Raw genomic sequence first — 23,194 nt, 5'->3', positions numbered from 1 at the left:
AAAACAAAGGGCAGAACCATGATGCAAAGCATGTACAGTCATTCCTACCTGTTCGGTGGGAATGCACCGTTCATCGAGGAGCTGTACGAACAGTACCTGGCGGATCCGAACGGTATCGATGAACAGTGGCGTGCCTACTTCGACAAGCTCGCCCAGGCGCCGGGCGCCAGCGAGCGCGATGTACCGCACCTGCCGATCCAGGAGTCGTTCATCCAGCTCGCCAAGCAGCCGATGAGCCCGAAGGGCAAGAGTGCTGTCGCCGAGTGGGAGTCGATGCAGAAGCAGGTTGGTGTGCTGAAGCTGATCTCGGCCTATCGCGTGTTGGGGGCACGCCAGGCCAATCTGGATCCGCTGCAGCGCATGGATCAGCATCCGGTACCGGAACTCGACCTGGCCAGCCACGGCCTGGGCGATGCCGACATGGCCGTTCAGTTCAACGTCGGTTCGCTGGTCGGCCCGCAGCGCCTGCCGCTGTCCGAGATTGTCTCGCGCCTGAAGCAGACCTACTGCGGCAATATCGGCTTCGAGTACATGCACATCACCGATTCGGCGGAAAAGCACTGGCTGCAACAGCGCTTTGAGGCCGATCTGTCGACGCCGCGTTTCGACGTGGCCAAAAAGCAGCGCATCCTCAAGCAGATCACTGCCGCCGAGACGCTGGAGCGTTATCTGCATACCAAATACGTCGGCCAGAAGCGTTTCTCGCTGGAAGGCGGCGAAAGCGCCATTGCCGCGCTGGACCACCTGATTCAGACCGCCGGCCAGCATGGCACGCAGGAGCTGATCATCGGCATGGCCCACCGTGGCCGCCTGAACGTGCTGGTCAACACCCTGGGCAAGCTGCCGCGCGACCTGTTCGCCGAGTTCGAAGGCAAGAAGACCACCGATCTGGCGTCGGGCGACGTCAAGTATCACATGGGCTTCTCCAGTGACATCCCGACCCCGCATGGCCCGATGCATGTCTCGCTGGCCTTCAACCCCTCGCACCTGGAAATCGTCAACCCGGTGGTGGAAGGTTCGGTGCGCGCGCGCCAGGAACACCGCAACGACAGCGAACGCAAGCAGGTGGTGCCGGTGCTGATTCACGGCGACTCGGCCTTTGCCGGCCTGGGCGTCAACCAGGGCACCTTCAACCTGTCGCAGACCCGTGGCTACGGCACCGGCGGTACCATCCACCTGGTGATCAACAACCAGGTCGGTTTTACCACCTCCGATACGCGCGACATGCGCTCCACCATGTACTGTACCGACGTGGCCAAGATGGTCGAAGCGCCGATCTTCCACGTCAACGGTGATGATCCGGAAGCCGTCTGCTACGTGACCCAGCTGGCGCTGGACTACCGCATGGCCTTCAAGAAGGATGTGGTCATCGACATGGTCTGCTACCGCAAGCTGGGCCATAACGAGGGCGATGACCCCTTCCTGACCCAGCCGATGATGTACAAGCGCATTGCCAAGCACGAAGGCGTGCGTGCCATGTATGCCAACCGTCTGGTGGCGGATGGCGTGCTGAGCAAGGACGCCGCCGATGGCCTGATCAAGGCCTACCGCGATGCGCTCGACAAGGGCGAGCATGTCGAACAGACCGTGCTGTCCAACTACAAGCGCGAACATGCCAACGACTGGAGCCGCTTCATCGGCACCCACTGGGCGCATCCGACCGATACCGGTCTGCCGCTGGCCGATCTGCAGCGTCTGGCAGACAAGTTCACCACCATACCGGAAGGCTTCAAGCTGCACCCGACGGTCGAGAAGGTCATGAATGCCCGCCGTGCCATGGCCGAAGGCAAGCAGGACATCGACTGGGGCATGGCTGAAACCCTGGCCTATGCTTCGCTGGTCACCAACGGCTACTCGGTCCGCCTGTCCGGCGAAGACTCCGGCCGCGGCACCTTTGCCCACCGTCACGCTGTGCTGCACGACCAGAATCGCGAACGCTGGGATCAGGGTGCCTATGTCCCCCTGCGCAATATGGCCGAAGGGCAGGGCGACTTCCTGGTGATCGACTCGATCCTCAACGAAGAAGCCGTGCTGGCCTATGAATACGGCTATGCCTGCTCGTCGCCGAACGAGCTGGTGATCTGGGAAGCGCAGTTCGGCGACTTCGCCAACGGCGCCCAGGTCGCCATCGACCAGTTCATCTCCTCGGGCGAAACCAAGTGGGGTCGTCTGTGCGGTCTGGGTGTGATCCTGCCGCACGGTTATGACGGGCAGGGGCCGGAGCACTCTTCCGCCCGCCTGGAGCGCTGGCTGCAACTGTGCGCCGAGCACAATATCCAGGTCATCATGCCGTCGGAAGCCGGTCAGATGTTCCATCTGCTGCGCCGCCAGATCCTGCGTCCGTACCGCAAGCCGCTGATCATCTTCCTGTCCAAGCGCCTGCTGCGCTACAAGGACTCCATGAGCCCGATCGAGTCGCTGACCAGCGGCAGCTTCCGCCCGGTCATCGGTGACAGCACCGTGGCCGATGCCAAGAAGGTCAAGCGCGTGCTGCTGTGTGCCGGCCAGGTCTACTACGACCTGTTCAATGCCCGTCGTGACCGCGGTCTGGAAAAGGACATCGCGATTGTGCGCATCGAGCAGCTCTATCCGTTCCCGACCGAGCAGGTCGCGGCCGAGCTGGCGCGTTATACCGCGGCCAAGGAAGTGCTGTGGGTGCAGGAAGAGCCGCGCAACCAGGGGGCCTGGTACCAGATCCGCCACCGTCTGGAAGGCCTGTTGATCGGCAAGCAGACGCTGGCCTTTGCCGGTCGTCCGTCCTCCGCCTCGCCGGCCGTCGGCTATATGAGCAAGCACGTTGCCCAGCTCAAGGCCTTTATCGACGAAGCCATGACCCTTGCCAAGTAAGGCAGCAGACAAGAATAACCGCGGGGCCGGCGCCCCGCGAAACGGAGAAGATATGCAGATCGAAGTCAAAGTCCCGCAACTGCCGGAATCGGTTTCCGAAGCCACGCTGATGACCTGGCACAAGAAAGTGGGCGAATTCGTCAACCGCGACGAAAACCTGATTGACCTGGAAACCGACAAGGTCGTGCTGGAACTGCCTTCGCCGCAGGCCGGGGTGATCGTCAAGCTGGTCGAAGCCGATGGGGCGACCGTGGTTTCCGGCCAGTTGCTGGCGGTGATCGATACCGAAGCCGCCGCCGGCAGCGTCAGTGCCGCCGCGCCGGCCGCCGCCGCAGCGGTGGCCGAACCGGCTGCCGCCACGAGCGCCGCACCGGGCGGGGCCGCCATGCCTTCGGCCGCCAAGCTGGCAGCCGAAGCCGGGGTCGACTTGTCGAAGGTCTCCGGCAGTGGCCGTGATGGCCGCATCCTGAAGGAAGACGTGCAGGCAGCCGCCAAGGCGCCGGCCGCCCCGGTGGCAGCCCCGTCGCAGGCCGGCCCGGTGCTGGCCAAGACGGCCCCCGCCGGTGGTGCGGCCCTGGCCTCGACGCCGGATGCCGTCAATGTCGCCAGCCTGCTGGCCGACCGTCCGGAACAGCGTGTGCCGATGAGCCGCCTGCGCCAGCGTGTCGCCGAGCGCCTGCTGATGTCGCAGCAGACCAATGCCATCCTGACCACCTTCAACGAAGTCAACATGAAGCCGGTCATGGATCTGCGCAACAAGTACAAGGAGAAGTTCGAGAAGGAGCACGGCGTCAAGCTGGGCTTCATGTCCTTCTTCGTCAAGGCTGCCGTGGCCGCACTGAAGAAATTCCCGGTGGTGAATGCCTCGGTCGATGGCAACGACATCATCTATCACGGCTACTTTGATATCGGTATCGCCGTGGGCAGCCCGCGTGGTCTGGTGGTGCCGATCCTGCGCAATGCCGACCAGATGTCGATTGCCGAAATCGAGCGCCAGATCGCCGATTTCGCCGTCAAGGCCCGCGATGGCAAGCTGTCGCTGGAAGATCTGACCGGGGGCACCTTCTCGGTGACCAACGGCGGTACCTTCGGCTCGATGATGTCGACCCCGATCATCAACCCGCCGCAGTCGGCCATTCTCGGCATGCATGCCACCAAGGAGCGTGCCGTGGTGGAAAACGGCCAGGTGGTGGTGCGTCCGATGATGTATCTGGCGTTGTCCTATGACCACCGCATCATCGACGGCCGCGAAGCCGTGCTGACGCTGGTGACCATCAAGGACCTGCTGGAAGATCCGGCCCGCCTGATTCTGGATCTGTAACCGATGACCAAAGGGATCCGGCTTGCCCGCCATGACGGCGGAGCCGGGTCCCGTTTCACGCATTGCGTTTCACCATCAAGGAAGACTTATGAGTCAGGAATTTGATGTTGTAGTGATCGGTGCCGGCCCCGGCGGTTACATTGCCGCCATCCGCGCCGCGCAACTCGGTTTCAAGACCGCATGTATCGATGCTTTCAAAGGTCCCGATGGCCAGCCGGCACTGGGGGGCACCTGCCTGAACGTCGGCTGCATCCCGTCCAAGGCCCTGCTGCAATCGTCCGAGCATTTCCACACCCTGAACCACGGTTTCGCTGAGCACGGCATTACCGTCAAGGGCGCCAGCTTCGACCCGGCCCAGATGATCGCCCGCAAGGACGGCATCGTGCAGAAGCTCACCAGCGGCGTGGCCTTCCTGTTCAAGAAGAACAAAGTCACCAGCCTCCACGGTCTGGGCAGCCTCAAGGGCCGCGACAGCGAAAAGTGGCAGCTGGAAGTCCGTGATGGCGACAAGGTCGACACCGTGACCGCCACCCACGTCATCGTGGCCACCGGTTCGCGGCCGCGCCCGCTGCCGGGTGTCGAGATCGACAACAAGAACGTGCTGGACAACACCGGGGCCCTGGCGCTGACCAGCACGCCCAAGCGCCTTGGCGTGATCGGCGCCGGCGTGATCGGCCTGGAAATGGGCTCGGTCTGGGCCCGTCTGGGCAGCGAAGTGACCATTCTGGAAGCGCTGCCGAATTTCCTCGGCGCCGCCGATGGCCAGATCGCCCGCGAAGCGCTGCGCACCCTGACCAAGGATACCGGTCTGAACATCCAGACCGGCGTCAAGATTGGTGCCATCAAGACCGGCAAGACCATCAGCGTCGACTATGAGAAGGACGGCAAGGCCGAGACCCTGACCGTCGACAAGCTGATCGTGGCGGTCGGCCGCGTGCCGAACACGGATGGCCTGAATGGCGCTGCGGTCAATCTGCAGATGGATGAGCGTGGCTTTATCGTGGTGGATGACAGCTGCCATACCAACTTGCCGAATGTCTGGGCCATTGGCGACGTGGTGCGCGGTCCGATGCTGGCACACAAGGCGATGGAAGAGGGCGTCGCCGTGGCCGAGCGTATCGCCGGTCAGAAGCCGCATGTGGATTTCGCCTCGATTCCGTGGGTGATCTACACTTCGCCGGAGATCGCCTGGGTCGGCAAGACCGAAGAGCAGCTGAAAGCTGCCGGTATCGCCTACAAGAAGGGCACGGCCACCTTCGCCGCCAACGGTCGTGCCCTGGGCATGGGCCAGGCGCAAGGCACGGTCAAGCTGCTGGCCGATGCCGAAACCGACCGCATCCTCGGCATGCACGTGATCGGGCCGATGGCTTCCGAGCTGATCACCGAAGGCGTGCTGTCGTTGGAGTTCAAGGCCGCGAGCGAAGACCTCGCCCGTATCGTGCATGCGCATCCGAGTCTGTCGGAAGCGGTGCATGAAGCTGCGCTGGCCTGCGACAAGCGTGCCCTGCACGGATAACAAGTAAAACCCCGGGACGGGCGCAAGCCCGTCCATGAAGAAGCTGCAAATCAGCCACCATCGGGCGCGGCGGACCTGGTCCGCCACCCAGTGAAAAGGAAACCATAGATGAACCTCCACGAATACCAAGCGAAAGCGCTGCTGGCCAAGTACGGTCTGCCGGTGCAGCAGGGTGTACTGGCCGCTTCGCCGGAAGAAGCTGCGGCCGCGTTCGACAAGCTCGGCGGCAAGTTCGCCGTGATCAAGGCCCAGGTGCATGCCGGTGGCCGCGGCAAGGCCGGTGGCGTCAAAGTGGTCAAGAGCCGCGAAGAAGCCGCCGACGTGACCCGCTCGCTGATCGGCACCCGCCTGGTGACCTACCAGACGGATGCGCTGGGTCAGCCGGTGCACTCGGTGCTGGTCTGCGAAGACATGTACCCGGTCGAACGCGAGCTGTACCTGGGCGCTGTGGTCGATCGTGGCAGCCGTCGCGTGACCTTCATGGCCTCCACCGAAGGCGGTGTGGAAATCGAGAAGGTGGCGGAAGAAACCCCGGAAAAGATCATCAAGGTGACGGTGGACCCGCTGGTCGGCATGCAGCCGTGCCAGGCACGTGAAGTGGCCTTCGCCCTCAACCTGAAGGGTGAGCAGATCGCCGCCTTCACCAAGCTGATGCTGGGCGCCTACCAGGCCTTCATCGACAACGATTTCGCCCTGTTCGAAATCAACCCGCTGGCCGTACGTGCCAACGGCGCACTGGCTTGCGTGGATGCCAAGATCGGTCTGGACAGCAATGCCCTGTACCGTCATCCGGATCTGCTGGTGCAACGCGACAAGAGCCAGGAAAACGAACGCGAGCTGAAGGCTTCCGAGTTCGACCTGAACTACGTGGCGCTGGAAGGCAATATCGGCTGCATGGTGAATGGTGCCGGTCTGGCCATGGCCACCATGGACATCATCAAGCTGTACGGCGGCCAGCCGGCCAACTTCCTCGACGTGGGTGGCGGTGCCACCAAGGAGCGCGTCATCGAGGCGTTCAAGCTGATCCTGGCCGATCCGTCGGTCGAGGGCGTGCTGATCAACATCTTCGGTGGCATCGTGCGTTGCGACATGATCGCCGAAGCGATCATCGCTGCCGTCAAGGAAGTGAAAGTGACCGTACCGGTGGTGGTGCGTCTGGAAGGCAACAATGCCGAACTGGGCGCCAAGCTGCTGTCCGAGTCCGGCCTGCAACTGACCCCGGCCGATGGCCTCGCCGACGCTGCCGCCAAGATCGTGGCTGCCGTCAAGGCCTAACCCAGCACACAAAGGATTGAAGAATGAGCGTACTCGTAAATAAAGACACCAAGGTGCTGGTGCAGGGCTTTACCGGCAAGAACGGCACCTTCCACGCCGAGCAGTGCATGGCCTACGGCACCCAGATCGTCGGCGGTGTAACCCCGGGCAAGGGCGGTGCGAGCCACCTGGGCCGTCCGGTGTTCAACACCATGAACGAAGCGGTGCGTGAAACCGGCGCCAATGCCTCGGTCATCTTCGTGCCGGCGCCGTTCGTGCTCGACTCCATCGTCGAAGCCGTGGATTCCGGCATCGAACTGATCGTCTGCATTACTGAAGGCGTGCCGACGCTGGACATGCTCAAGGCCAAGCGCTACATCGAAACCGTCGGCGGCGTGACCCTGATCGGTCCGAACTGCCCGGGCATCATCACGCCGGGGGAGTGCAAGATCGGCATTATGCCGGGACACATCCACCGTCGCGGCAAGATCGGCATCATCTCGCGTTCCGGCACCCTGACCTACGAAGCCGTGGCGCAGACCACCAAGCTGGGCCTGGGGCAGACCACCTGCATCGGCATTGGCGGCGACCCGATCCCGGGCCTGAACCATGTCGGTGCCCTGAAGCTGTTCCAGGACGATCCGGAAACCGAAGCCATCGTGATGATCGGTGAAATCGGCGGTACCGCCGAAGAAGAAGCGGCCGAGTTCATCCAGTCCGAGGTGAACAAGCCGGTCGTCGGCTACATCGCCGGTGTGACGGCGCCCAAGGGCAAGCGCATGGGCCACGCCGGTGCCATCATCTCCGGCGGCAAGGGCACGGCCGAAGAGAAGTTCCGCGCCTTTGAAAAGGCTGGCATGGCCTATACCCGCAGCCCGGCGGAAATCGGCAGCACCATGCTGGAGCTGCTGAAGAGCAAGGGCATGGCGTAAGTGTCCTCTAAGTCGTAGCTGAAATGGCGCCGTGCAGACGGCGCCATTTTTTATTTTGGCAACTGCCACTCGCCGCTGCGGGTGAACGGAATGCGCCCCCAGCCGTTCAGCCCGTCCAGATAACCATTGATCTGGTAGTTGAGGCTGGTTTTGCCCTGCTGCATGGCGGCGCCGGCCAGTTGCAGCCAGTCGATGAGCGAGGTGTGCACCGTCAGCGGCACCAGGCTCTCGCCCATGGCCGGCACAGAGATCGGCTGGTTGCTCAGCCCGTTGGCCACCTTCTTGCCATTGGCCATCAGTTCGAACGACAGCCCCTGGGCATTCAGTGCCGTCTCGTTGGGGTTCTGCACCCGCAGGGTCACGGTGAAGTCCTGCGAGAGCAGGGTGGTCTTGCCGGTTTCAATATTGGCGACCTGTACATCGGGTTTCTTCAGGGCCAGATTGCTGCAGCCGACCAGCAAGGCCAGCAGCATGGCCATCAGGCCCCATTTGAGGTGTTGCATCCATTTCATGGCATTTTTCCCAAAACATCCTGCGTGACCTGAATCCAGGCGCGCGCAGCGTGTGACAGATAGACATCCTTTTGCCAGATCAGTCCGAGGCTCCAGACAATCTGGTCTTCATCCAGCTGGACCACATCGAACGGCCAGCTTTCCAGGCGGTCGGCGACCGAGCGCGGCAGCAGCGCAATGCCCAGATTGGCGTTGACCATGGCGACAATGAAGTCCCAGTGGGCACTGCGTCCGGCAATGCGGATGGGTTTGCCCAGCTGGGCAAATCCATCGAGGATGCGGCGACTGAGGGTAAAGTCTTCCGGATAGAACACGATGGGCCAGTCTGCCACATCTGCCAGCTTGACGGATTGTTTCCCTTGCCAGGGTGAACCGGCCGGCGCCACCACGCACAGCGGATCACGCACAAAGCCGAATTGTTCGAAGGTTTGAGAATCGACCGGCAAGACCGCTGCACCGATTTCCAGCTGTCCGGTCCGTACGCTGTTCTCGATGGCCAGTGCGCCATCCTCCACCATTTTGAGTTCGATATTCGGATATTGTTCACGGAATGCACTGACGACCGGGGCCAGAAACGCCCCACCGGACATCGGTGGCAGGCCGACCACCAGCTCGCCGCGCTCCAGCGACACCAGGTCCGCCATTTCAGCTTTCATGCGGTTCATCGCCGCCATGACATCCTGGCCGCGATCAAAGGCCACCCGGCCTGCGTCGGTCAGGCGAAAGCTGCGGCCTTCGCGAATGAACAGGGGCATGCCCAGTTCATCCTCCAGGTGCTTCATCATCTTGCTGATGGTCGGCTGGGTGACAAACAACTTCTCGGCAGCGCGGGTAAAGCTTTGTTGCCGAACTACTTCTGTGAAATAACGCAGGGCGCGAATGTCCATCTATAACATTCCATATTGGAATCGATTTTATAATATTAATTCATTTTTAGAATGTTAGCAGCCTGCCTATACTAGCGACTCTCCCTGTGTTGTGTTGTGTTGTGTTCTCAATCGCAAGATTGAGTAGTCAGTTCCTGCCAGTGGTGCCAGCCGAAGTGCTGGGGGTGTACCCGGGACTCGGGGCGCTCTGGCCGGAATGACGATTTGCCGGCAGCGGGGGGAAGGTGGTTCAGGCAGGATTGCCGCGCCAGAAGATTTCAGCAGGTTGCGCCCAGTGCGCAACCGGCAGGCAGGCTACCAGAAGGTAGTCAAAGCCGAAGGGGAAAAAGAACAAGACGACCCCGGATAAACAGATTGTTGTTGTACCAGTTCCCTGTGTGCTGTGTGGGCACCATCGCGGAAGTTTTTCTCCGTATGTCCCATAACGAGCGTTGATTCGGGCCGGCTAATCGCCGGCCCTTTTTTTTTGCCCGCACTACACCGGATCTCCGCCCTCAGGCTGGCGGCAGTGTACCGGCCAATGGCGCAGTTCGATGCTCACGCCTCGCGCACGCAGGTTGCGCAACTCATTTTCCAGCACGTCCAGAGCATCCAGATCAATGGTATCCATATGCTCTGCATCAATCACCAGCGCCGCCCGGTCCGGGACACAGGCCAATCGCTGTTTGAGCAGCGGACGGTTCATGAAGGACACATCCTGATTGAGGACCAGCAGGTAGTCATCGCCCGCAATGGTCATGTGCAGGTTGTTCTTCAGTTGTCGCCACAGCATGAAGCCGATGCTGGTCAGCACCCCAAGCACAATACCGCTGAGGAGGTCCAGCATCATCGCTCCCAGCAACGTGACCACGAAGGGCAGTGATTCCTGTCGGGGTCGGTGCAGCATGGATCGCAACAGAACAGGATTGGCCAGCTTCCAGCCGGTGAGCAACAGGATGGCCGCCAGACTGGCCAGCGGTACCAGACGAATCAGCGGGATCAGCCAGGCCACGCTGAGAAGCAGCAACAAGCCATGCAGGATGGTGGACCAGCGGGTGCGTGCTCCGGCCTGAATATTGGCCGAGCTGCGAACGATCACGGCCGTCAGTGGCAGACTGCCCAGCAACCCGGCCAGCAAATTGCCTGTCCCCTGCGCCAGTAACTCTCTTTTCAGCGGGGCGGGTGGCAGGCTGGGGCGCAGCTGTTGCATGGCCTCCAGACTGAGCAAGGTCTCCAGGCTGGCAATGAGCGCGAGTTCCAGCGCGATTTGCCAGAGCACCGGATGCGTCAGCCAGGACCAGTCAGGCGTTGGCAGCCACTGTGCCCATTCGGACCAGCCGGGGAGTGGTGGCAAGTTGACAAATGCGCTGGCGGGGAGAGACAGGCTGGGGAAAAACCGGGGCAAAGCCCAGGCGAGCATGGCCGATGCGATGACCGCCAGGATGGGCACGGGCAGGCGCCTGAGCCTGGCCGGCCAGGCGATCAGCAAACACAAGGTGAGCAGCCCGGCCAGCAGTGGCGCGGGCAACCAGACGCCGAAACCGGTATCAAGATGCCACAGTCCCAGTGCCTCCTGCTGGACGGCGGTATGGCGGGCAATCAGTGCATCGGTGTCGTGCAGACCGGGCAAGCGGCCCATTCCCAGCAGTACCGGTAGCTGGCGCAGCACCAGCGTCGCGCCAATGGCGGCCAGCATCCCCTTGATGACCGCGGCAGGAATGAAGCCCATCAGCCGGTGAAACCCGGTCAGCCCCAGCAGCCATTGCATGACGCCGGCGAGCGAGGTTGCCACCAGCAAACCGGGAAAACCAATCTGGCCGATGGCATTGACCACAATGAGAATCAACCCGGCCGCCGGCCCGCTGACGCTGACCTGAGAGCCGCTGCCGAGCCCGATGACGATGCCGCCGAGGATGCCGGCCATGATGCCTGCCTGAGGCGGCACGCCACAGGCACTGGCGATGCCCAGGCAGAGGGGCAGGGCGACCAGATAAACCACCAGTGCGGCGCCGACTTCGCGAGTGATGTCATTCAGCTGCATATCACGCTCCCGGATGGGGCAGGCGCCGCAGGCGGCCGCTGCCCAGATCAAACATCAGGCCATGCAGGACCGGGCGGCGCCGGGCTTGCCGGATCAAAGGCAGTTGCGCCAGTTGTTCGAGTTGGGTCATGACGCTCAACTGCGCCAGACAATCGATCCGTTCGGCCTCTTGCCCGAAGGCCTGCAGATCGCTGGCATGACGCCGGGCCAACTGTACCAGTGGTTGCAAATGACGCCCCAGTGAAGAGTCTTCTGCAAAGCTGCCCTCGAGTGCCGCTCGCACACCACCGCAACCACTATGGGCGCAGATCACGATATGCGGGACTTGCAGCACCTCGACCGCGTACTCCAGGGCGCTCATGGCGGTGCCATGCTGATCGAGCAGCAAGTTGGCGATATGGCGATAAACAAAGAGTTCGCCGGGTGCGGCGTTGGTCAGTCGCTCGGCAGGTACCCGGCTGTCGGCACAGCCGACCCAGAAGACCGATGGCCGTTGCCCGCGGCTCAGGTGCAGAAACGCCTCCGGGTCGCGGGCCCGGCAGCGTTCTGCCCAGGCCTGATTGGCGATGAGTAATCGATTGACAGTTTCCATGGCTCTCTATTTTTCTATAGCTGTTGTAAATATTCGGATGTGTGATTACATCCGGATAAAAAATAGAGATCGTGCCAGCGATGGACTACTGATCTTTGGTATCAAGCCCGTGTAAAGGACGAGGGGGCAGGGTTCAATTCGCCGTCTGCGACGGGAGGGCGCCATGACAGGCACAGGGCTCACCTTCGGCGGCCTGTACCAGCGTCTGCAGAATCCCGCAATGAGCGGCATCACTGCTGTGCTGGCAACGCTGGCGCAAGGTCAGCAGTTGCTGCTCCAGCAGTCGCAGCGACTCCAGTTGCTGGTGCACACTCTTGATATGCTGGTCGATCAACTGGTTGATCTCTTCGCAGGCCAGTGAAGGGTCGGCGCGGAAATTGGCCAGCTGACGGATTTCGGCCAGGGAAATGCCCAGCGAACGACAGTGCAGGATGAAGTTCAGCTCACCCAGGTGGTCGCTGCGATAATGGCGATAGCCCGAGGCGCTGCGCTCGGGCGCCGACAGCAGTTTTTCCTTCTCGTAGAAGCGGATGGTTTCCACCTCACAGCCTGCCAGTTTGGCCAGTTCTCCAATCAGCATCAAGACTCTCGCAAAAAAGTGCTTGACCCTATAGTAGCTTCAGGGTGTGGAATTCGCTACAACAGTAATGCACGGCAAGGATAGCGTGATGAGCGAGTCGATTTTCCGGAAGCAGGGCTGCGGTTGCCAGGGACATGCCTGCGAGCCGAAGCATGAGCATGAGCATGAGCATGAGCACCAGCATGAGCACCAGCATGAGCATGCCGCGGGTGGCTGCTGCGGCAGTCAGGCCGCCTTGCAAAGCCGTCTGAGCGAACAGACTGGCGCGCTGCGGACGTCGCTGCGTATCCAGGCCATGGACTGTCCGACCGAAGCGCGGCTGATTGAAAAAGCACTGGCCCAGGTGCCGGGTGTGACCGGGCTGCATTTTGACTTCTTCGAACGCATCCTGACCATCGAGCACCATCAGCTCGACATCGACCAGGTCATCCGTGCCATCGGCCATGTCGGCATGCAGGCCGAGCCTCTGCAGGCAGTGGACGCGCCGGTGGCTACGGCCCGTCATCCCCTGCGTGAAACCGGTTTCCTCCTTTCCGGCCTGGCTGCGGTGGCCGCCGAAGGCGTGGCCTGGGTGTCGACCGATCATCATCCGCTGGTGATCGCCCTGGTGTTGATCTCGATTGCCTGCGGCGGTCTGCCGACGCTGAGAAAGGGCTGGATTGCCCTGCGTTCACGGGTGATGAACATCCATTTCCTCATGGCCCTGGCGGTCACCGGGGCGCTGATCATCGGTCAGTGGCCGGAAGCGGCCATGGTGCTGTTCCTGTTCAGTCTGGCGGAAAAACTCGAGGCCATGTCGCTGGCCCGGGTCGGACAGGCCGTGCGTGAATTGATGAGCCTGGCTCCGGCCACGGCCTGGCTGGCCGATGCCCGGTCCGGCTGGCGCGAGGTGCCGGTGGCCGAGGTGGCTGTCGGCAGCCGACTGCGGGTGCGTCCGGGCGAACGCGTGCCGCTGGATGGCGAGATCATCGCGGGCGAAAGCAGCTTCAATGAGGCACCGATTACCGGCGAGAGTCTGCCGCGCGACAAGGGGGTAGGGGGCACTGTCTTTGCCGGCAGCATCAATGGCCAGGGCCTGATCGAAATGGTCAGCCATGCCGCCGCGGACGGCTCGGTGCTGGCGCGCATCATCGACAGCGTCCGCGATGCCCAGGCCTCGCGTGCGCCGACTCAGCGCTTCATCGACCGGTTTGCGCTGATTTACACGCCGGTCGTGGTACTGCTGGCCGTGGCGGCGGCAATCCTGCTGCCCTGGTTCGGACTGATGCCGGCACGTGAAGCGTTCTATCAGTCGCTGGTGCTGCTGGTGATTGCCTGCCCTTGCGCCATGGTGATTGCCACGCCGGTGACGCTGGTCAGTGCGCTGGCTTCTGCCGCGCGGCAGGGATTGTTGATCAAGGGTGGCGAGGCGCTGGAAACTGCCGCCCGCGTCAAGGCCGTGGCCTTCGACAAGACCGGTACCCTGACCACCGGGCAGACCGAGGTGGTGGGGATCCAGCCCTTTGATGCGCAGAGCGAAGAAGCCGTCCTGACGCTGGCCGCCGCCCTGGATGCCCATTCCACACACCCCCTGGCGCGCGCCCTGCAGCGCGCGGCCAGTGAGCGGGCCCTGAGCTTGCCCGTGGCCGAAGGCCTGAGCGAACAGGCTGGTCTGGGAGTGCAGGGACGCATCGATGGGCGCCTGTATGCCATGGGCAGCCGGCGCATGGCCGAACAGGCCGGTGCCTTGAATGATGCGCTGTTGCAGGCTCTGGATCATGTCGAGGCCAAGGGGCAGGCCGCCCTGGTGCTGATGGCTGAGCAGCAGGTGCTGGCACTGATCGCCGTGGCGGACAAGCCACGTCATGACGCGGCCGACAGCGTGTCACGCCTCGCGGCACTGGGGGTGCACAGCGTCATTCTGTCCGGCGATAACCAGCGCGTCGTGGACAGCCTGGCCCAGGTGGCCGGCATCGAGGAGGCGCACGGTGCCCTGTTGCCACAGGACAAGCTGCAGCAGATCGAAGCGCTGCAGCGCCGTTACGGTGTCGTGGCCATGGTTGGCGACGGGGTGAATGATGCGCCGGCGCTGGCACGGGCCGATCTGGGTATCGCCATGGGCGCGGCCTCGGATACGGCGCTGGAAACCGCCTCGGTCGCCCTGATGGAGGATCGCCTGAGCAAGCTGCCGCCAATGTTTGCCCTGGCACGCCGTACCATGCGGGTACTGTATTTCAATCTGGGGCTGGCACTGGCGATCAAACTGGTGTTCTTTGCCCTGGCGCTGGCAGGTCATGCTTCTTTGTGGATGGCGGTGTTTGCCGATGTGGGCGCCAGTCTGATGGTGGTCGGCAATGGCTTGCGGCTGGCAGGTCAGCGCGGAGATCAGGCGTAGGTGTTGATCAGGCTGCCGCTCGTGGCGGTAGCACTTTCGGTGGTACCACTGGCCGAGTAGGTGGGGCTGGCAGCTTGATCCGGGCTGCCAGCCTGTTGTTTTTGCATCTGTTGCTCGCGCAGTTGCGCCTCCGCCCTGGCGATCATCTGCTGGGCGCTGGCAGCCACCTTGCGATCCTGCGGCGAGGGATCAGCCGGTGCCAGCGCCGCCTTTTCCATTTGGCGTGCCAGGGCAATGGTTTGCTGCGGCGAACTGCCGGTGGAAATGGCGATCGGCACCTCGCCGGCAATGGCATACTGCTTGCCATCCGGTCCGGTCTGATAGGTAAAGCTGGCGCCACCGGTCGCCAGACCGCCGGCGGCCGCCATGTGTGCCTGTTCATGGGCACGCACGTCGCGGTCGGCGGCCTGCAAATCGGCCACCTGCTTTTGCTGCGCCGGTGTCAGCGGCTGGCCATTGCTGCCCGTCGGTGCAGGGAAGCCACTGTAGCTGCTGGCAGATATGCTTGATATCGACATGGAATCAACACCTTGTGATTCTTTATCATAGCACCACATGACGGATGGCATCATGGTGCTTGTTTACTCAGGAGACGCGAATGGCTGAGCGAGAGCTGGTGATGTCGGTGCTGATGACACCCGACATGGCGAATTTTTCCGGTAACGTTCACGGTGGCGTGCTGCTCAAGCTGCTGGATCAGGTGGCCTATGCCTGTGCCAGTCGCTATGCCGGCAGTTATGTGGTGACGCTGTCGGTCGACCAGGTGCTGTTCAAGCAGCCGATCCACGTCGGAGAGCTGGTGACCTTTCTGGCCTGCGTCAATCACGCCGGCCGCACCTCGATGGAGGTCGGGATCAAGGTGGTGGCGGAGAACATCCAGCAGCGCATGGTTCGTCATACCAACAGTTGTTACTTCACCATGGTCGCCCTGCAAGAGGGCAAGCCGGTTGCCGTGCCTCCTCTGACACTGGAAACCGACGAGCAGAAAAAGCGTTTTCGCCAGGCGGAAATCCGCCGCAAGATGCGCATCGAGGCCGAAGCGCGCATGCGCGAGCTGGCAGACGATTGATCCGGCCCGGGGCGGCAGGCACAATGCTTGCCCTGTTCTGATGGAGTCACCATGTCCGACTTTTCACGCCCGCCAGTGCGTTTTGGCATCATCGGTGCCGGCAGCATTGCGCGCCGCTTTGTCGATTCGCTGCAGGCGGTGCCCGAGGCCTGCCTGACCCATGTCTGGGCACGCCGTCCCGAGGCTGCCGCCGACTTGGCGGCACGGGGGCAGGCCCAGGTCTGCGCCGGGCTGGCGGACCTGCTGGCCAGCGAGGTGGAGGCGATCTACATCGCCACCCTGCACGACAGTCATGCCGACTATGCCTGCCAGGCGCTGGCCGCCGGCAAGGCCGTGCTGTGCGAAAAACCTGCCGCCCTCAATGCCCGTCAGCTGGAGCAGGTGCTGCAAGGTGCCAGACAGCATGGCCGGCTCTTCATGGAGGCCATGAAGCCACCATTTTTCCCCCTCTATCAGCGTCTGCGCCAGCAGCTTGCCAAAGACCCGATCGGTCCGGTCCGGCTGGTGCGCGCCGGCTTTGCCAGTGCCGGCCTGCCGGCCGGTCATAGTGTCTTTCGTCATGAGCAGGCGGGTGGTGGCTTGCTGGACGTTGGCATCTACGGTGCGTTTCTGGCCGTGGACTGGTTGGGTGAGGCGCGTACAGTGCAGACCCTGGGTCGCCTGAGCGGCGAGGGCATTGATCTGTTTGCCAGCCTGAATGTCGGTTTTGACGACGGCTTTGCCCAGCTGTATAGCGGGCTGGATGTCTGCGGCAAGGGGGACGCCCTGCTCGCCGGGACGCGCGGGCATGTCACCCTGCACGACAAGTGGTGGAATCCGGCCCGGGCCACCATTCAGTACCAGGATGGCCGCGTGGTCGAACTGGATGAACCGGTCAGCGGTGGCGGCCTGAATTATGAAACCGCGCATTTCTGCCAGTTGCTGCGGGCCGGCGGACTGGAAAGCCCGATTCTGAGCCACACGCACTCGCGGCGCATGATTGCCCTGCTGGATCAGGCGCGCAGTGCGCTGGGCGTGCGCTACCGGGGAGAATAGCCTTGTTCCGTCTTGTGCATGAAGATCCGCGCTTTTTCCTGATCGACAAGCAGGCGGGAGTCAGCTTTCACCATCAGGGGGAAGAAACCGGGCTGGTGGAGGCAGTGCGCGCCGGGCTGGGGGAGGTCTGGCCGGTTCACCGCCTGGATCGCATGACCTCGGGCTTGCTGTTGCTGGCACGTTCACCCGACGTGGCGCGGGCATTGTCGCAACAACTGGCTGAGCGGCAGATGGACAAGCTCTATCTGGCGCTGTCGGATCGCAAGCCGGGCAAGAAACAGGGACTGATCAGCGGTGACATGCTCAAGGGAAGGGGCGGGGCCTGGCGGCTGACGAGTGCGCAGCACCAGCCGGCGCGCACCCGCTTCCTCAGTACGTCGCTGCAGCCGGGCATCCGGCTGTTCTTTCTCAAGCCGCTGACCGGCAAGACCCACCAGCTGCGGGTGGCCATGAAGAGTCTGGGGGCACCGATTCTGGGCGATCCGCTCTATCATCCGGCCAGCCAGCCGCCGGTCGATCGCGGCTATCTGCATGCCTGGTCGCTGCGCTTTCGTCTGGGGGAAGAGGTCTTTGATTTCGAATGTCCGCCAACCGAGGGCGAATGGTTTCGTCTGCCGGCCCTGCATGCCCTGCTGACGCAGGCAGACTGGCGTCCGGCGAACCTGCGCGACCGGCTTTAGACCGGCGTGTAGCGGCTCAGGGTCACCCCGGCGCTGGCCATGTCGTCCGCAAAGCCGTCACCGGCCAGCCAGGCCCACTCCAGCGGGCGCGTGGCCGAGATCGGGTCCGGGCGCTCATCGGGGTCTCCGGGATGGCACATGATCAGTCCGCCATCCGGCATGGTCTGCAGCCAGTGACGCATCAGACCGGCAAAGTCGGCCGCCGGCGTCAGCGAGTACAGGCCGGCAAACCAGTCCGGCCCTTGCAGGCCATGTTGTTGCAAGTGGCCCGAGAAACCGGCGCAACATCCCCGCAGTACCCGTCCCTTGAACGCGCTGTCACCGGCATCAGCCAGTCGGTCCGGGCGCCGGATATAAGGCTTGTCCGCGGCTGGCCAGCGCAGGGCGATGGCATCGGTCATGGCGTTGCGTACCACCGGCAGGGCATGCACGTGCTGATGGCCATCGAGATAATCCGGCAAGCGCCCCAGCTTGTCGGCGAAGGCATCGATCTGCTGCAGCCATTGATGGCACAGCTGCTGCCGGGACAGGGTCCGCAGCTGGCTCATCAGCAGCCAGTAGCCCAGTCCGCGCACCGGCTGGCCGAGTGCTTCGGTCAGGTTGAAATGCAGGCCGACATCCACGGCACGGTCTGATAGTTCCGGGGCCAGTTCAGGCCAGCAATCCGACAAGGAAAACACACTGGTGGCCGACAACCTGCCCGCATCGATCAGTGCCAGAATGCCGCGGCTGATGGCGGGGGACTGGGCAAAATCATCGGCGCAGAGAATCAGGCGGCGCATCAGGCGGCACTCCGGCTGCGAAAGGCCCACAGTTTGCTCAGCACAAATGTCAGGGCAGCGACCGTGAACAACACGATCAGCAAAGCGACGCGGTAATCCAGCGGGGTATAGCGCAACAGCAGCGCATACAGGCTTTCATTGACGGCAAAACTCAGGCAGGCAATGCCGAAAAAGCGCGGCAAAGCCTGGTGGTGCGGTACCGAGACCTGGCCGAAAGTCAGCTGGCGGTGTCCCCAGTAGCTGACCTGAAAGGCCACCAGAAAGCCGACGATATTCGCCAGCAGCGGGGCCAGCCCCAGCGGCGTCAAAAAAACTGTCACCACCACGAAGTGCACGATCAGTGCGCTGATGCCGACCACGCCGAACCAGAACAGCTGTTGCTTCACTCGCGGCCCTCGGCACTGCCGGTCAGATGGGTGATCCGGCTGACAAAATAGGCCGGACGCAGCTTGACCTCGGTGAAGATGCGGCCGATGTACTCGCCCAGCACACCGATGGACAGCAACTGCACGCCGCCGAGGAACATGATGCCGACCGTCAGGGTCGGCCAGCCGTGCTGGTCATTGCCAAACAGCAGGGTTTCCACCAGCACGAACAGGGCATAGGCGATCGAGGCCAGCGAGATGCAGCTGCCGATCAGGGTCCAGACGCGCAGGGGGACATTGGAGAAGGCCGTCAGGCCGGTGAGCCCGAGGCCGAGCAGACGATACAGGTTGAAGCTGCTCTTGCCGCCGCGGCGGTCGTTGGTGTGGGTTTCCACCCCCAGCCGGGTAAAGCCCACCCAGTTGTACAGCCCCTTCATGAAACGGTTGCGCTCAGGCATCTGGCGCAGGGCATGCAGAATGCAGCGGTCCAGCACACGGAAATCCTGGGTGTTTTCCGGAATCTTCAGCTGGGCGCCGGTATTGAGCAGGGCATAGAACACACGGGTAAACCAGCGCTTGGCCAGGGTTTCGCCGTCACGACTGGCGCGCACGCTGTAGACCATGTCATAGCCCTTGCGCCAGTTGGCCAGGAAGGCCGGAATCATCTCGGGCGGATGCTGGAAGTCACCGTCGATCAGCACGGCCACATCACCACGCGCCAGGTCGATACCGGCGGTCAGTGCCAGCTCCTTGCCGAAGTTGCGTGACAGTTGCACCAGCGTGACCGGCAGGTGCTCCTTGATCCCCAGTACCCGCTCCACCGTGGCGTCGCGGCTGCCGTCATCCACCACGATCAGCTCATGACGCAGGCCTTCTGCCTGCAGGATCTGATGCAGGGTCTGCAGCAGGGGGACAATATTGTCGGCCTCGTTGAATGCGGGGACGATGCAGCTGACCAGCGGGTCGGCTGGCCGCTCGGATGCACGCAATTGCAAAAGATATTCTGGAACGAAATCGTCGGTCATGACAGATCCTGGTCAGGCAGCGCCGTGTTTTTTACGTAACAGCAGGGTGACTTCACCCGGGTTGTGAAAGCGTCCGATTTCTTCAAAAGCGTCCTTCACCGCCTGGGGCAGGGTCGGATAATCGCTGAGTGAAGTGGCAATGTAATCCACCGTATTGTCGTCCAGCAGCGCCAGCGCTGCCTGCGGCTCGATACTGGTGTGGACCCGTCCCTGCGAATAGAACTCTGCCGAGAATTCGCGACGGGTATCCCAATACAGCAAATGGCTGTAGGGCGCGGGATGATCCGCCTGCCAGGCGCGTACCAGCGACACCTGGGAACGACCAACCTTGCCAGGCCAGAGCTGGAAGGCCAGTGTGGCCGCCAGCGTCAGTACACCGGCCGACAGCCCCAGCCCGATGACCAGACCGGCCCCGGCCCGGCGGCGGCGCCACAGTTCGGCGAACAGCAGCGCAAATCCCGCCACCATCGGCAGCGGATAGGGAAAAATGATGTTGCCGGACAAGGTGAAGAAAGCCAGAGTCATCAGCGACCACAAGCCAATATAGGACATCCAGCCATCATTCGGCTCGCCCGGCAGGGCCGGACGACGGCGCAGCAGCCAGAAAATTGCCAGCGGCGACCAGGGCAGCAGCCCGGCAAAAGCGAATGGCCAGATCATGCCGTGCGGCGTGGCATGGGCAAAACCATATCGATCCCCCTTCCAGCCCGGGTCCAGGAAGCGGTGAACGTGCTCGCCCATGATGAAGTAGTTGAGGAAGCCCGGCGTGCGGATTTCGGCCAGGATGTACCAGGGCACCCCGATGGCCAGCAGCAGCAACAGACCACCGAACCACGGCAGTCCACGCCACATGGTCATCCATTCGCGCCGCAGACACAGCCAGATGAAGATCGGCATGCCGACCAGCACGATGGTCAGCGGCCCCTTGGCCAGCAGGCCCAGCCCCAGGGCGGCAAAAAACAGATAGCCCCACAGCCGGCTGTTCTCGCGCAGGGCAAACCAGAAGGCCACCTGGGCCAGCGTCACGCAGAACAGCAGCGACGGGTCGGTCATCACCGTACCGGCGCACAGATAGAACAGCACGCCGCCGGCCAGGGCCAGCACGGCAATCCAGGCCGCTTCCTCACCCTGACGGCGACGCGCCAGCAGAAAGGTCAGCCAGCCGGTCGCGATCCCCAGCAGCAGCGCCGGCAGACGCACGGCGAAAGCATTCACGCCAAACAGCCCCATCGAGGCAGCGGACAGCCAGGTCGACAGGGGTGGCTTGGCCCAGAACGGCACACCATAGTCGTGCAGCGGAGTCACCCAGTTGCCGGTCTCAAGCATCTTGCGGGCGATTTCCGCGTAGCGCGCTTCCGTGGTGTCGTTGAGCGGGATGAAAAACATCGCCAGCAGCCGGATTGTCAGCAGCGCCAGCAACACCATCACCACGCGCCGTTTGGTCTTGTCCATGTCAATTCCTGCCAGCCGTGTTTATAGCAACCTGCGATTTTATACCAGCAAGGCTTAATATGCTTTTAAAGCTGACGCTTTCCTACAAAAAAACCGCATAAAAAAAGCCACAGCAGCCGCTGTGGCTTGATTGAAGCGTCCGGTTCCGTGTCGGTCAGGCTTCGATATGCATCATCTTCTGCAGCTTGCGCGACAGCAGGAACAGAATCAGCGAGGCAAAGCCGGCCATCACGACAAACAGCATGAAGAAGTCATGCAGGTTGGTGATGGTGTAGCCGAGGAAAACCGGCGGGGCCATTTTCGGATCCGGATACAGACCGGACAGCACACCGGCAAACTTGTTGGCGGCAAAGTTGGACAGGAACCAGATCCCCATCATCAGGCTGGTAAAGCGGGCTGGCGACAGTTTGACCACCAGCGACAGGCCGACCGGCGACAGGCACAGTTCACCAAAGGTGTGCAGCATGTACAGGCTGACCAGCCACATCATGCTGACCTTGACGCCCGGTTGCCGGCCATCGACACCGAACGCAATCACCAGATAACCGACGGCCAGCAGGAACAGGCCGATGGCCATCTTGGTCGGCGAGGCCGGCTCCATGCCGCGCTGACCCAGCTTGCCCCACAGCCAGGCAAACACCGGGGCGAACAGCACGATACCCACCGGGTTGATCGACTGGAAGTACGAAGCCGGCACCACAAAGCCCAGCAGGTTGCGGTTGGTCTGCTCGTCGGCGAAGAACGTCAGCGACGCCCCGGCCTGCTCGAAGGCGGACCAGAAGAAGATCACGAACAGCGACACGATCAGGATGACCGCCAGGCGTTCATAGTCCTTGCGCGTCAGCGGCTCATGGCTGACCGCACTCTGACCGTCGGCATCGCGTGCCGGCTTGAGACCGATGGCACGACCCTCCGGGGTCACCAGCAGGGCATTCTTCAGCGTGACAAAAATGGCAAGGCTGAACAGCATGCCGCAGCCTGCTGCCAGGAAGCCCCACTTGAAGTCATGCGGATTGCCAGTGTCCCCCAGCGTGCCGCAGACCAGCGGTGCAATCAGTGCACCGGCATTGATGCCCATGTAGAAGATGGTGAATGCCGCATCGACGCGCTTGTCGCCGGCCGGGTACAGCTGCCCCACCATGGAGGAGATGTTCGGCTTGAACAGGCCGTTGCCGGCAATCAGAACCCCGAGACCGATGTACATCAGGGTGGTGGCCGAAGCGATCGACTGGCTGAACACCGAGCCGGAGAAGAACAGCAGGAACTGGCCTGCTGCCATCAGCAGCCCGCCGGCAATGATCGAGCGGCGATTACCCCAGAAACGGTCGGCGATGTAGCCACCGGCCAGCGGGGTCAGATAGACCAGGCTGGTAAAGGTGCCATAGACGCTGGAGGCATGTGCCTTGTCCAGCATCAGGGCCTTGACCATGAAAAGTACGAAAATGGCGCGCATGCCGTAGTAGCTGAAACGTTCCCACATTTCAGTCACGAAGAGCAGGTACAGCCCCTTGGGATGTGATTGTTTGATCATGAAAAGATTTCCTTGTCCGCGAACTTGAGAAGACCAACGACATTATGTTTTTTTGTTATGTCCCATTCATTTGACGCTTCGATGGGGTTTTGCATCATAGCGATATTCTTATTTTCATTGGTAATATTTCCATAAAAATGTAATGACAAGAGGATTGTTTCCTGATTTTTTGATATAAGTCTGTGGATTTTTACTAATCGGTTGACATAAATGGCCAATGTGGGCATAGCGTTTTGACGATTGATGCTGAATGAGGCGTGTTTGCGTCTGAGCAAACTCATGGAATATTTTTTTCTTGTATGAGAAATGGGTGATGGAGTAGTCTGAGATAGTGCTGACAAAAAGCACACTTGTCCTAACCCACTGATTTCGAGTTGAAGATGGATGCTCACACGTATCGGGCCGTGATCCCGAACTGGT

General features: G+C 62.1%; 21 protein-coding genes. 9 read left to right on the top strand and 12 right to left on the bottom strand.

Annotation, left to right across the window (positions count from 1 at the left end; all coding sequences use genetic code 11):
* Positions 1-18 precede the first annotated feature (18 nt).
* The 5 genes from JNO51_RS12105 to sucD all read left to right on the top strand — a co-directional run bounded on the left by JNO51_RS12105 (position 19) and on the right by sucD (position 7,870).
* Positions 19-2,847, top strand: coding sequence for a 2-oxoglutarate dehydrogenase E1 component (locus tag JNO51_RS12105; RefSeq protein ID WP_215777550.1), 2,829 nt, complete (start codon positions 19-21; stop codon positions 2,845-2,847).
* A gap of 52 nt (positions 2,848-2,899) precedes the next feature.
* Positions 2,900-4,168 carry a 2-oxoglutarate dehydrogenase complex dihydrolipoyllysine-residue succinyltransferase gene (odhB, locus tag JNO51_RS12100; RefSeq protein ID WP_215777548.1) on the top strand — a complete coding sequence of 423 codons (1,269 nt, stop codon included), beginning with the start codon at positions 2,900-2,902 and terminating at the stop codon, positions 4,166-4,168.
* A gap of 88 nt (positions 4,169-4,256) precedes the next feature.
* Complete coding sequence (gene lpdA, locus JNO51_RS12095) at positions 4,257-5,684, top strand: dihydrolipoyl dehydrogenase (protein WP_215777545.1); 1,428 nt, start codon at positions 4,257-4,259, stop codon at positions 5,682-5,684.
* Positions 5,685-5,792: 108 nt separating this feature from the next.
* On the top strand, positions 5,793-6,959 hold the full coding sequence (gene sucC, locus JNO51_RS12090) for an ADP-forming succinate--CoA ligase subunit beta (protein ID WP_215777543.1): 1,167 nt from the start codon (positions 5,793-5,795) through the stop codon (positions 6,957-6,959).
* A 23-nt stretch (positions 6,960-6,982) separates the two neighbouring features.
* Complete coding sequence (sucD, locus tag JNO51_RS12085; RefSeq protein ID WP_215777540.1) at positions 6,983-7,870, top strand: succinate--CoA ligase subunit alpha; 888 nt, start codon at positions 6,983-6,985, stop codon at positions 7,868-7,870.
* Between the two features lie 50 nt (positions 7,871-7,920).
* Here the strand turns inward: sucD and JNO51_RS12080 are convergent, their stop codons facing one another.
* From JNO51_RS12080 to cadR, 5 genes are all read right to left on the bottom strand, one after another.
* Positions 7,921-8,382, bottom strand: coding sequence for an LEA type 2 family protein (locus JNO51_RS12080; protein WP_215777538.1), 462 nt, complete (start codon positions 8,380-8,382; stop codon positions 7,921-7,923).
* Positions 8,379-9,269, bottom strand: a complete 891-nt coding sequence (locus JNO51_RS12075) for a LysR family transcriptional regulator (RefSeq protein WP_215777536.1) — start codon at positions 9,267-9,269, stop codon at positions 8,379-8,381. The genes JNO51_RS12080 and JNO51_RS12075 overlap by 4 nt, the downstream gene beginning before the upstream one ends.
* 475 nt (positions 9,270-9,744) lie before the next feature.
* Positions 9,745-11,289, bottom strand: coding sequence for a SulP family inorganic anion transporter (locus JNO51_RS12070; RefSeq protein WP_215777534.1), 1,545 nt, complete (start codon positions 11,287-11,289; stop codon positions 9,745-9,747).
* A 1-nt stretch (position 11,290) separates the two neighbouring features.
* Positions 11,291-11,881, bottom strand: a complete 591-nt coding sequence (locus JNO51_RS12065; protein WP_215777532.1) for a carbonic anhydrase — start codon at positions 11,879-11,881, stop codon at positions 11,291-11,293.
* Positions 11,882-12,014: 133 nt separating this feature from the next.
* Positions 12,015-12,461: a Cd(II)/Pb(II)-responsive transcriptional regulator gene (gene cadR / locus JNO51_RS12060; protein ID WP_215777530.1), complete on the bottom strand. Its 447-nt coding sequence runs from the start codon at positions 12,459-12,461 to the stop codon at positions 12,015-12,017.
* An 88-nt stretch (positions 12,462-12,549) separates the two neighbouring features.
* Here cadR and JNO51_RS12055 point away from each other — a divergent pair, with 88 nt between their 5' ends.
* On the top strand, positions 12,550-14,835 hold the full coding sequence (locus JNO51_RS12055) for a cation-translocating P-type ATPase (RefSeq protein WP_252346079.1): 2,286 nt from the start codon (positions 12,550-12,552) through the stop codon (positions 14,833-14,835).
* Here JNO51_RS12055 and JNO51_RS12050 read toward each other — a convergent pair.
* On the bottom strand, positions 14,826-15,353 hold the full coding sequence (locus JNO51_RS12050) for a putative metalloprotease CJM1_0395 family protein (RefSeq protein ID WP_215777526.1): 528 nt from the start codon (positions 15,351-15,353) through the stop codon (positions 14,826-14,828). The genes JNO51_RS12055 and JNO51_RS12050 overlap by 10 nt on opposite strands.
* 80 nt (positions 15,354-15,433) lie before the next feature.
* Between JNO51_RS12050 and JNO51_RS12045 the strand changes: the two genes are divergently transcribed.
* Genes JNO51_RS12045 through JNO51_RS12035 form a run of 3 tightly spaced genes read left to right on the top strand, consistent with a single transcriptional unit; the run spans position 15,434 to position 17,619 of the window.
* On the top strand, positions 15,434-15,904 hold the full coding sequence (locus JNO51_RS12045) for an acyl-CoA thioesterase (protein WP_371822837.1): 471 nt from the start codon (positions 15,434-15,436) through the stop codon (positions 15,902-15,904).
* A 51-nt stretch (positions 15,905-15,955) separates the two neighbouring features.
* A complete protein-coding gene (locus JNO51_RS12040; protein WP_215777521.1) occupies positions 15,956-16,939 on the top strand; it encodes a Gfo/Idh/MocA family protein in 984 nt (327 codons plus the stop codon).
* 2 nt (positions 16,940-16,941) lie between these two features.
* Positions 16,942-17,619, top strand: coding sequence for a TIGR01621 family pseudouridine synthase (locus tag JNO51_RS12035; RefSeq protein ID WP_215777518.1), 678 nt, complete (start codon positions 16,942-16,944; stop codon positions 17,617-17,619).
* On the opposite strand, the gene JNO51_RS12030 is transcribed toward JNO51_RS12035, so the two are convergent.
* The 6 genes from JNO51_RS12030 to JNO51_RS12005 all read right to left on the bottom strand — a co-directional run bounded on the left by JNO51_RS12030 (position 17,616) and on the right by JNO51_RS12005 (position 23,055).
* A complete protein-coding gene (locus JNO51_RS12030) occupies positions 17,616-18,401 on the bottom strand; it encodes a ChbG/HpnK family deacetylase (protein ID WP_252346078.1) in 786 nt (261 codons plus the stop codon). The genes JNO51_RS12035 and JNO51_RS12030 overlap by 4 nt on opposite strands.
* Positions 18,401-18,787 carry a GtrA family protein gene (locus JNO51_RS12025; RefSeq protein ID WP_215777515.1) on the bottom strand — a complete coding sequence of 129 codons (387 nt, stop codon included), beginning with the start codon at positions 18,785-18,787 and terminating at the stop codon, positions 18,401-18,403. The genes JNO51_RS12030 and JNO51_RS12025 overlap by 1 nt, the downstream gene beginning before the upstream one ends.
* Positions 18,784-19,791 (bottom strand): glycosyltransferase family 2 protein, encoded by a 1,008-nt coding sequence (locus tag JNO51_RS12020; protein ID WP_215777513.1) that lies wholly within the window; start codon positions 19,789-19,791, stop codon positions 18,784-18,786. The genes JNO51_RS12025 and JNO51_RS12020 overlap by 4 nt, the downstream gene beginning before the upstream one ends.
* Before the next feature lie 12 nt (positions 19,792-19,803).
* Positions 19,804-21,243 (bottom strand): glycosyltransferase family 39 protein, encoded by a 1,440-nt coding sequence (locus JNO51_RS12015; RefSeq protein ID WP_215777511.1) that lies wholly within the window; start codon positions 21,241-21,243, stop codon positions 19,804-19,806.
* Between the two features lie 154 nt (positions 21,244-21,397).
* A complete protein-coding gene (locus tag JNO51_RS12010; protein WP_215777508.1) occupies positions 21,398-22,774 on the bottom strand; it encodes a peptide MFS transporter in 1,377 nt (458 codons plus the stop codon).
* Positions 22,771-23,055, bottom strand: coding sequence for a hypothetical protein (locus JNO51_RS12005; RefSeq protein ID WP_215777506.1), 285 nt, complete (start codon positions 23,053-23,055; stop codon positions 22,771-22,773). Before JNO51_RS12005 ends, JNO51_RS12010 begins: the two co-directional genes overlap by 4 nt.
* Positions 23,056-23,194 lie beyond the last annotated feature (139 nt).

Source organism: Paludibacterium sp. B53371 (assembly GCF_018802765.1).
In the GTDB taxonomy this organism is placed as follows: domain Bacteria; phylum Pseudomonadota; class Gammaproteobacteria; order Burkholderiales; family Chromobacteriaceae; genus Paludibacterium.
The sequence above is the reverse complement of the archived record's forward strand: the minus strand, read 5'-3'. Positions and strand labels throughout refer to the sequence as shown.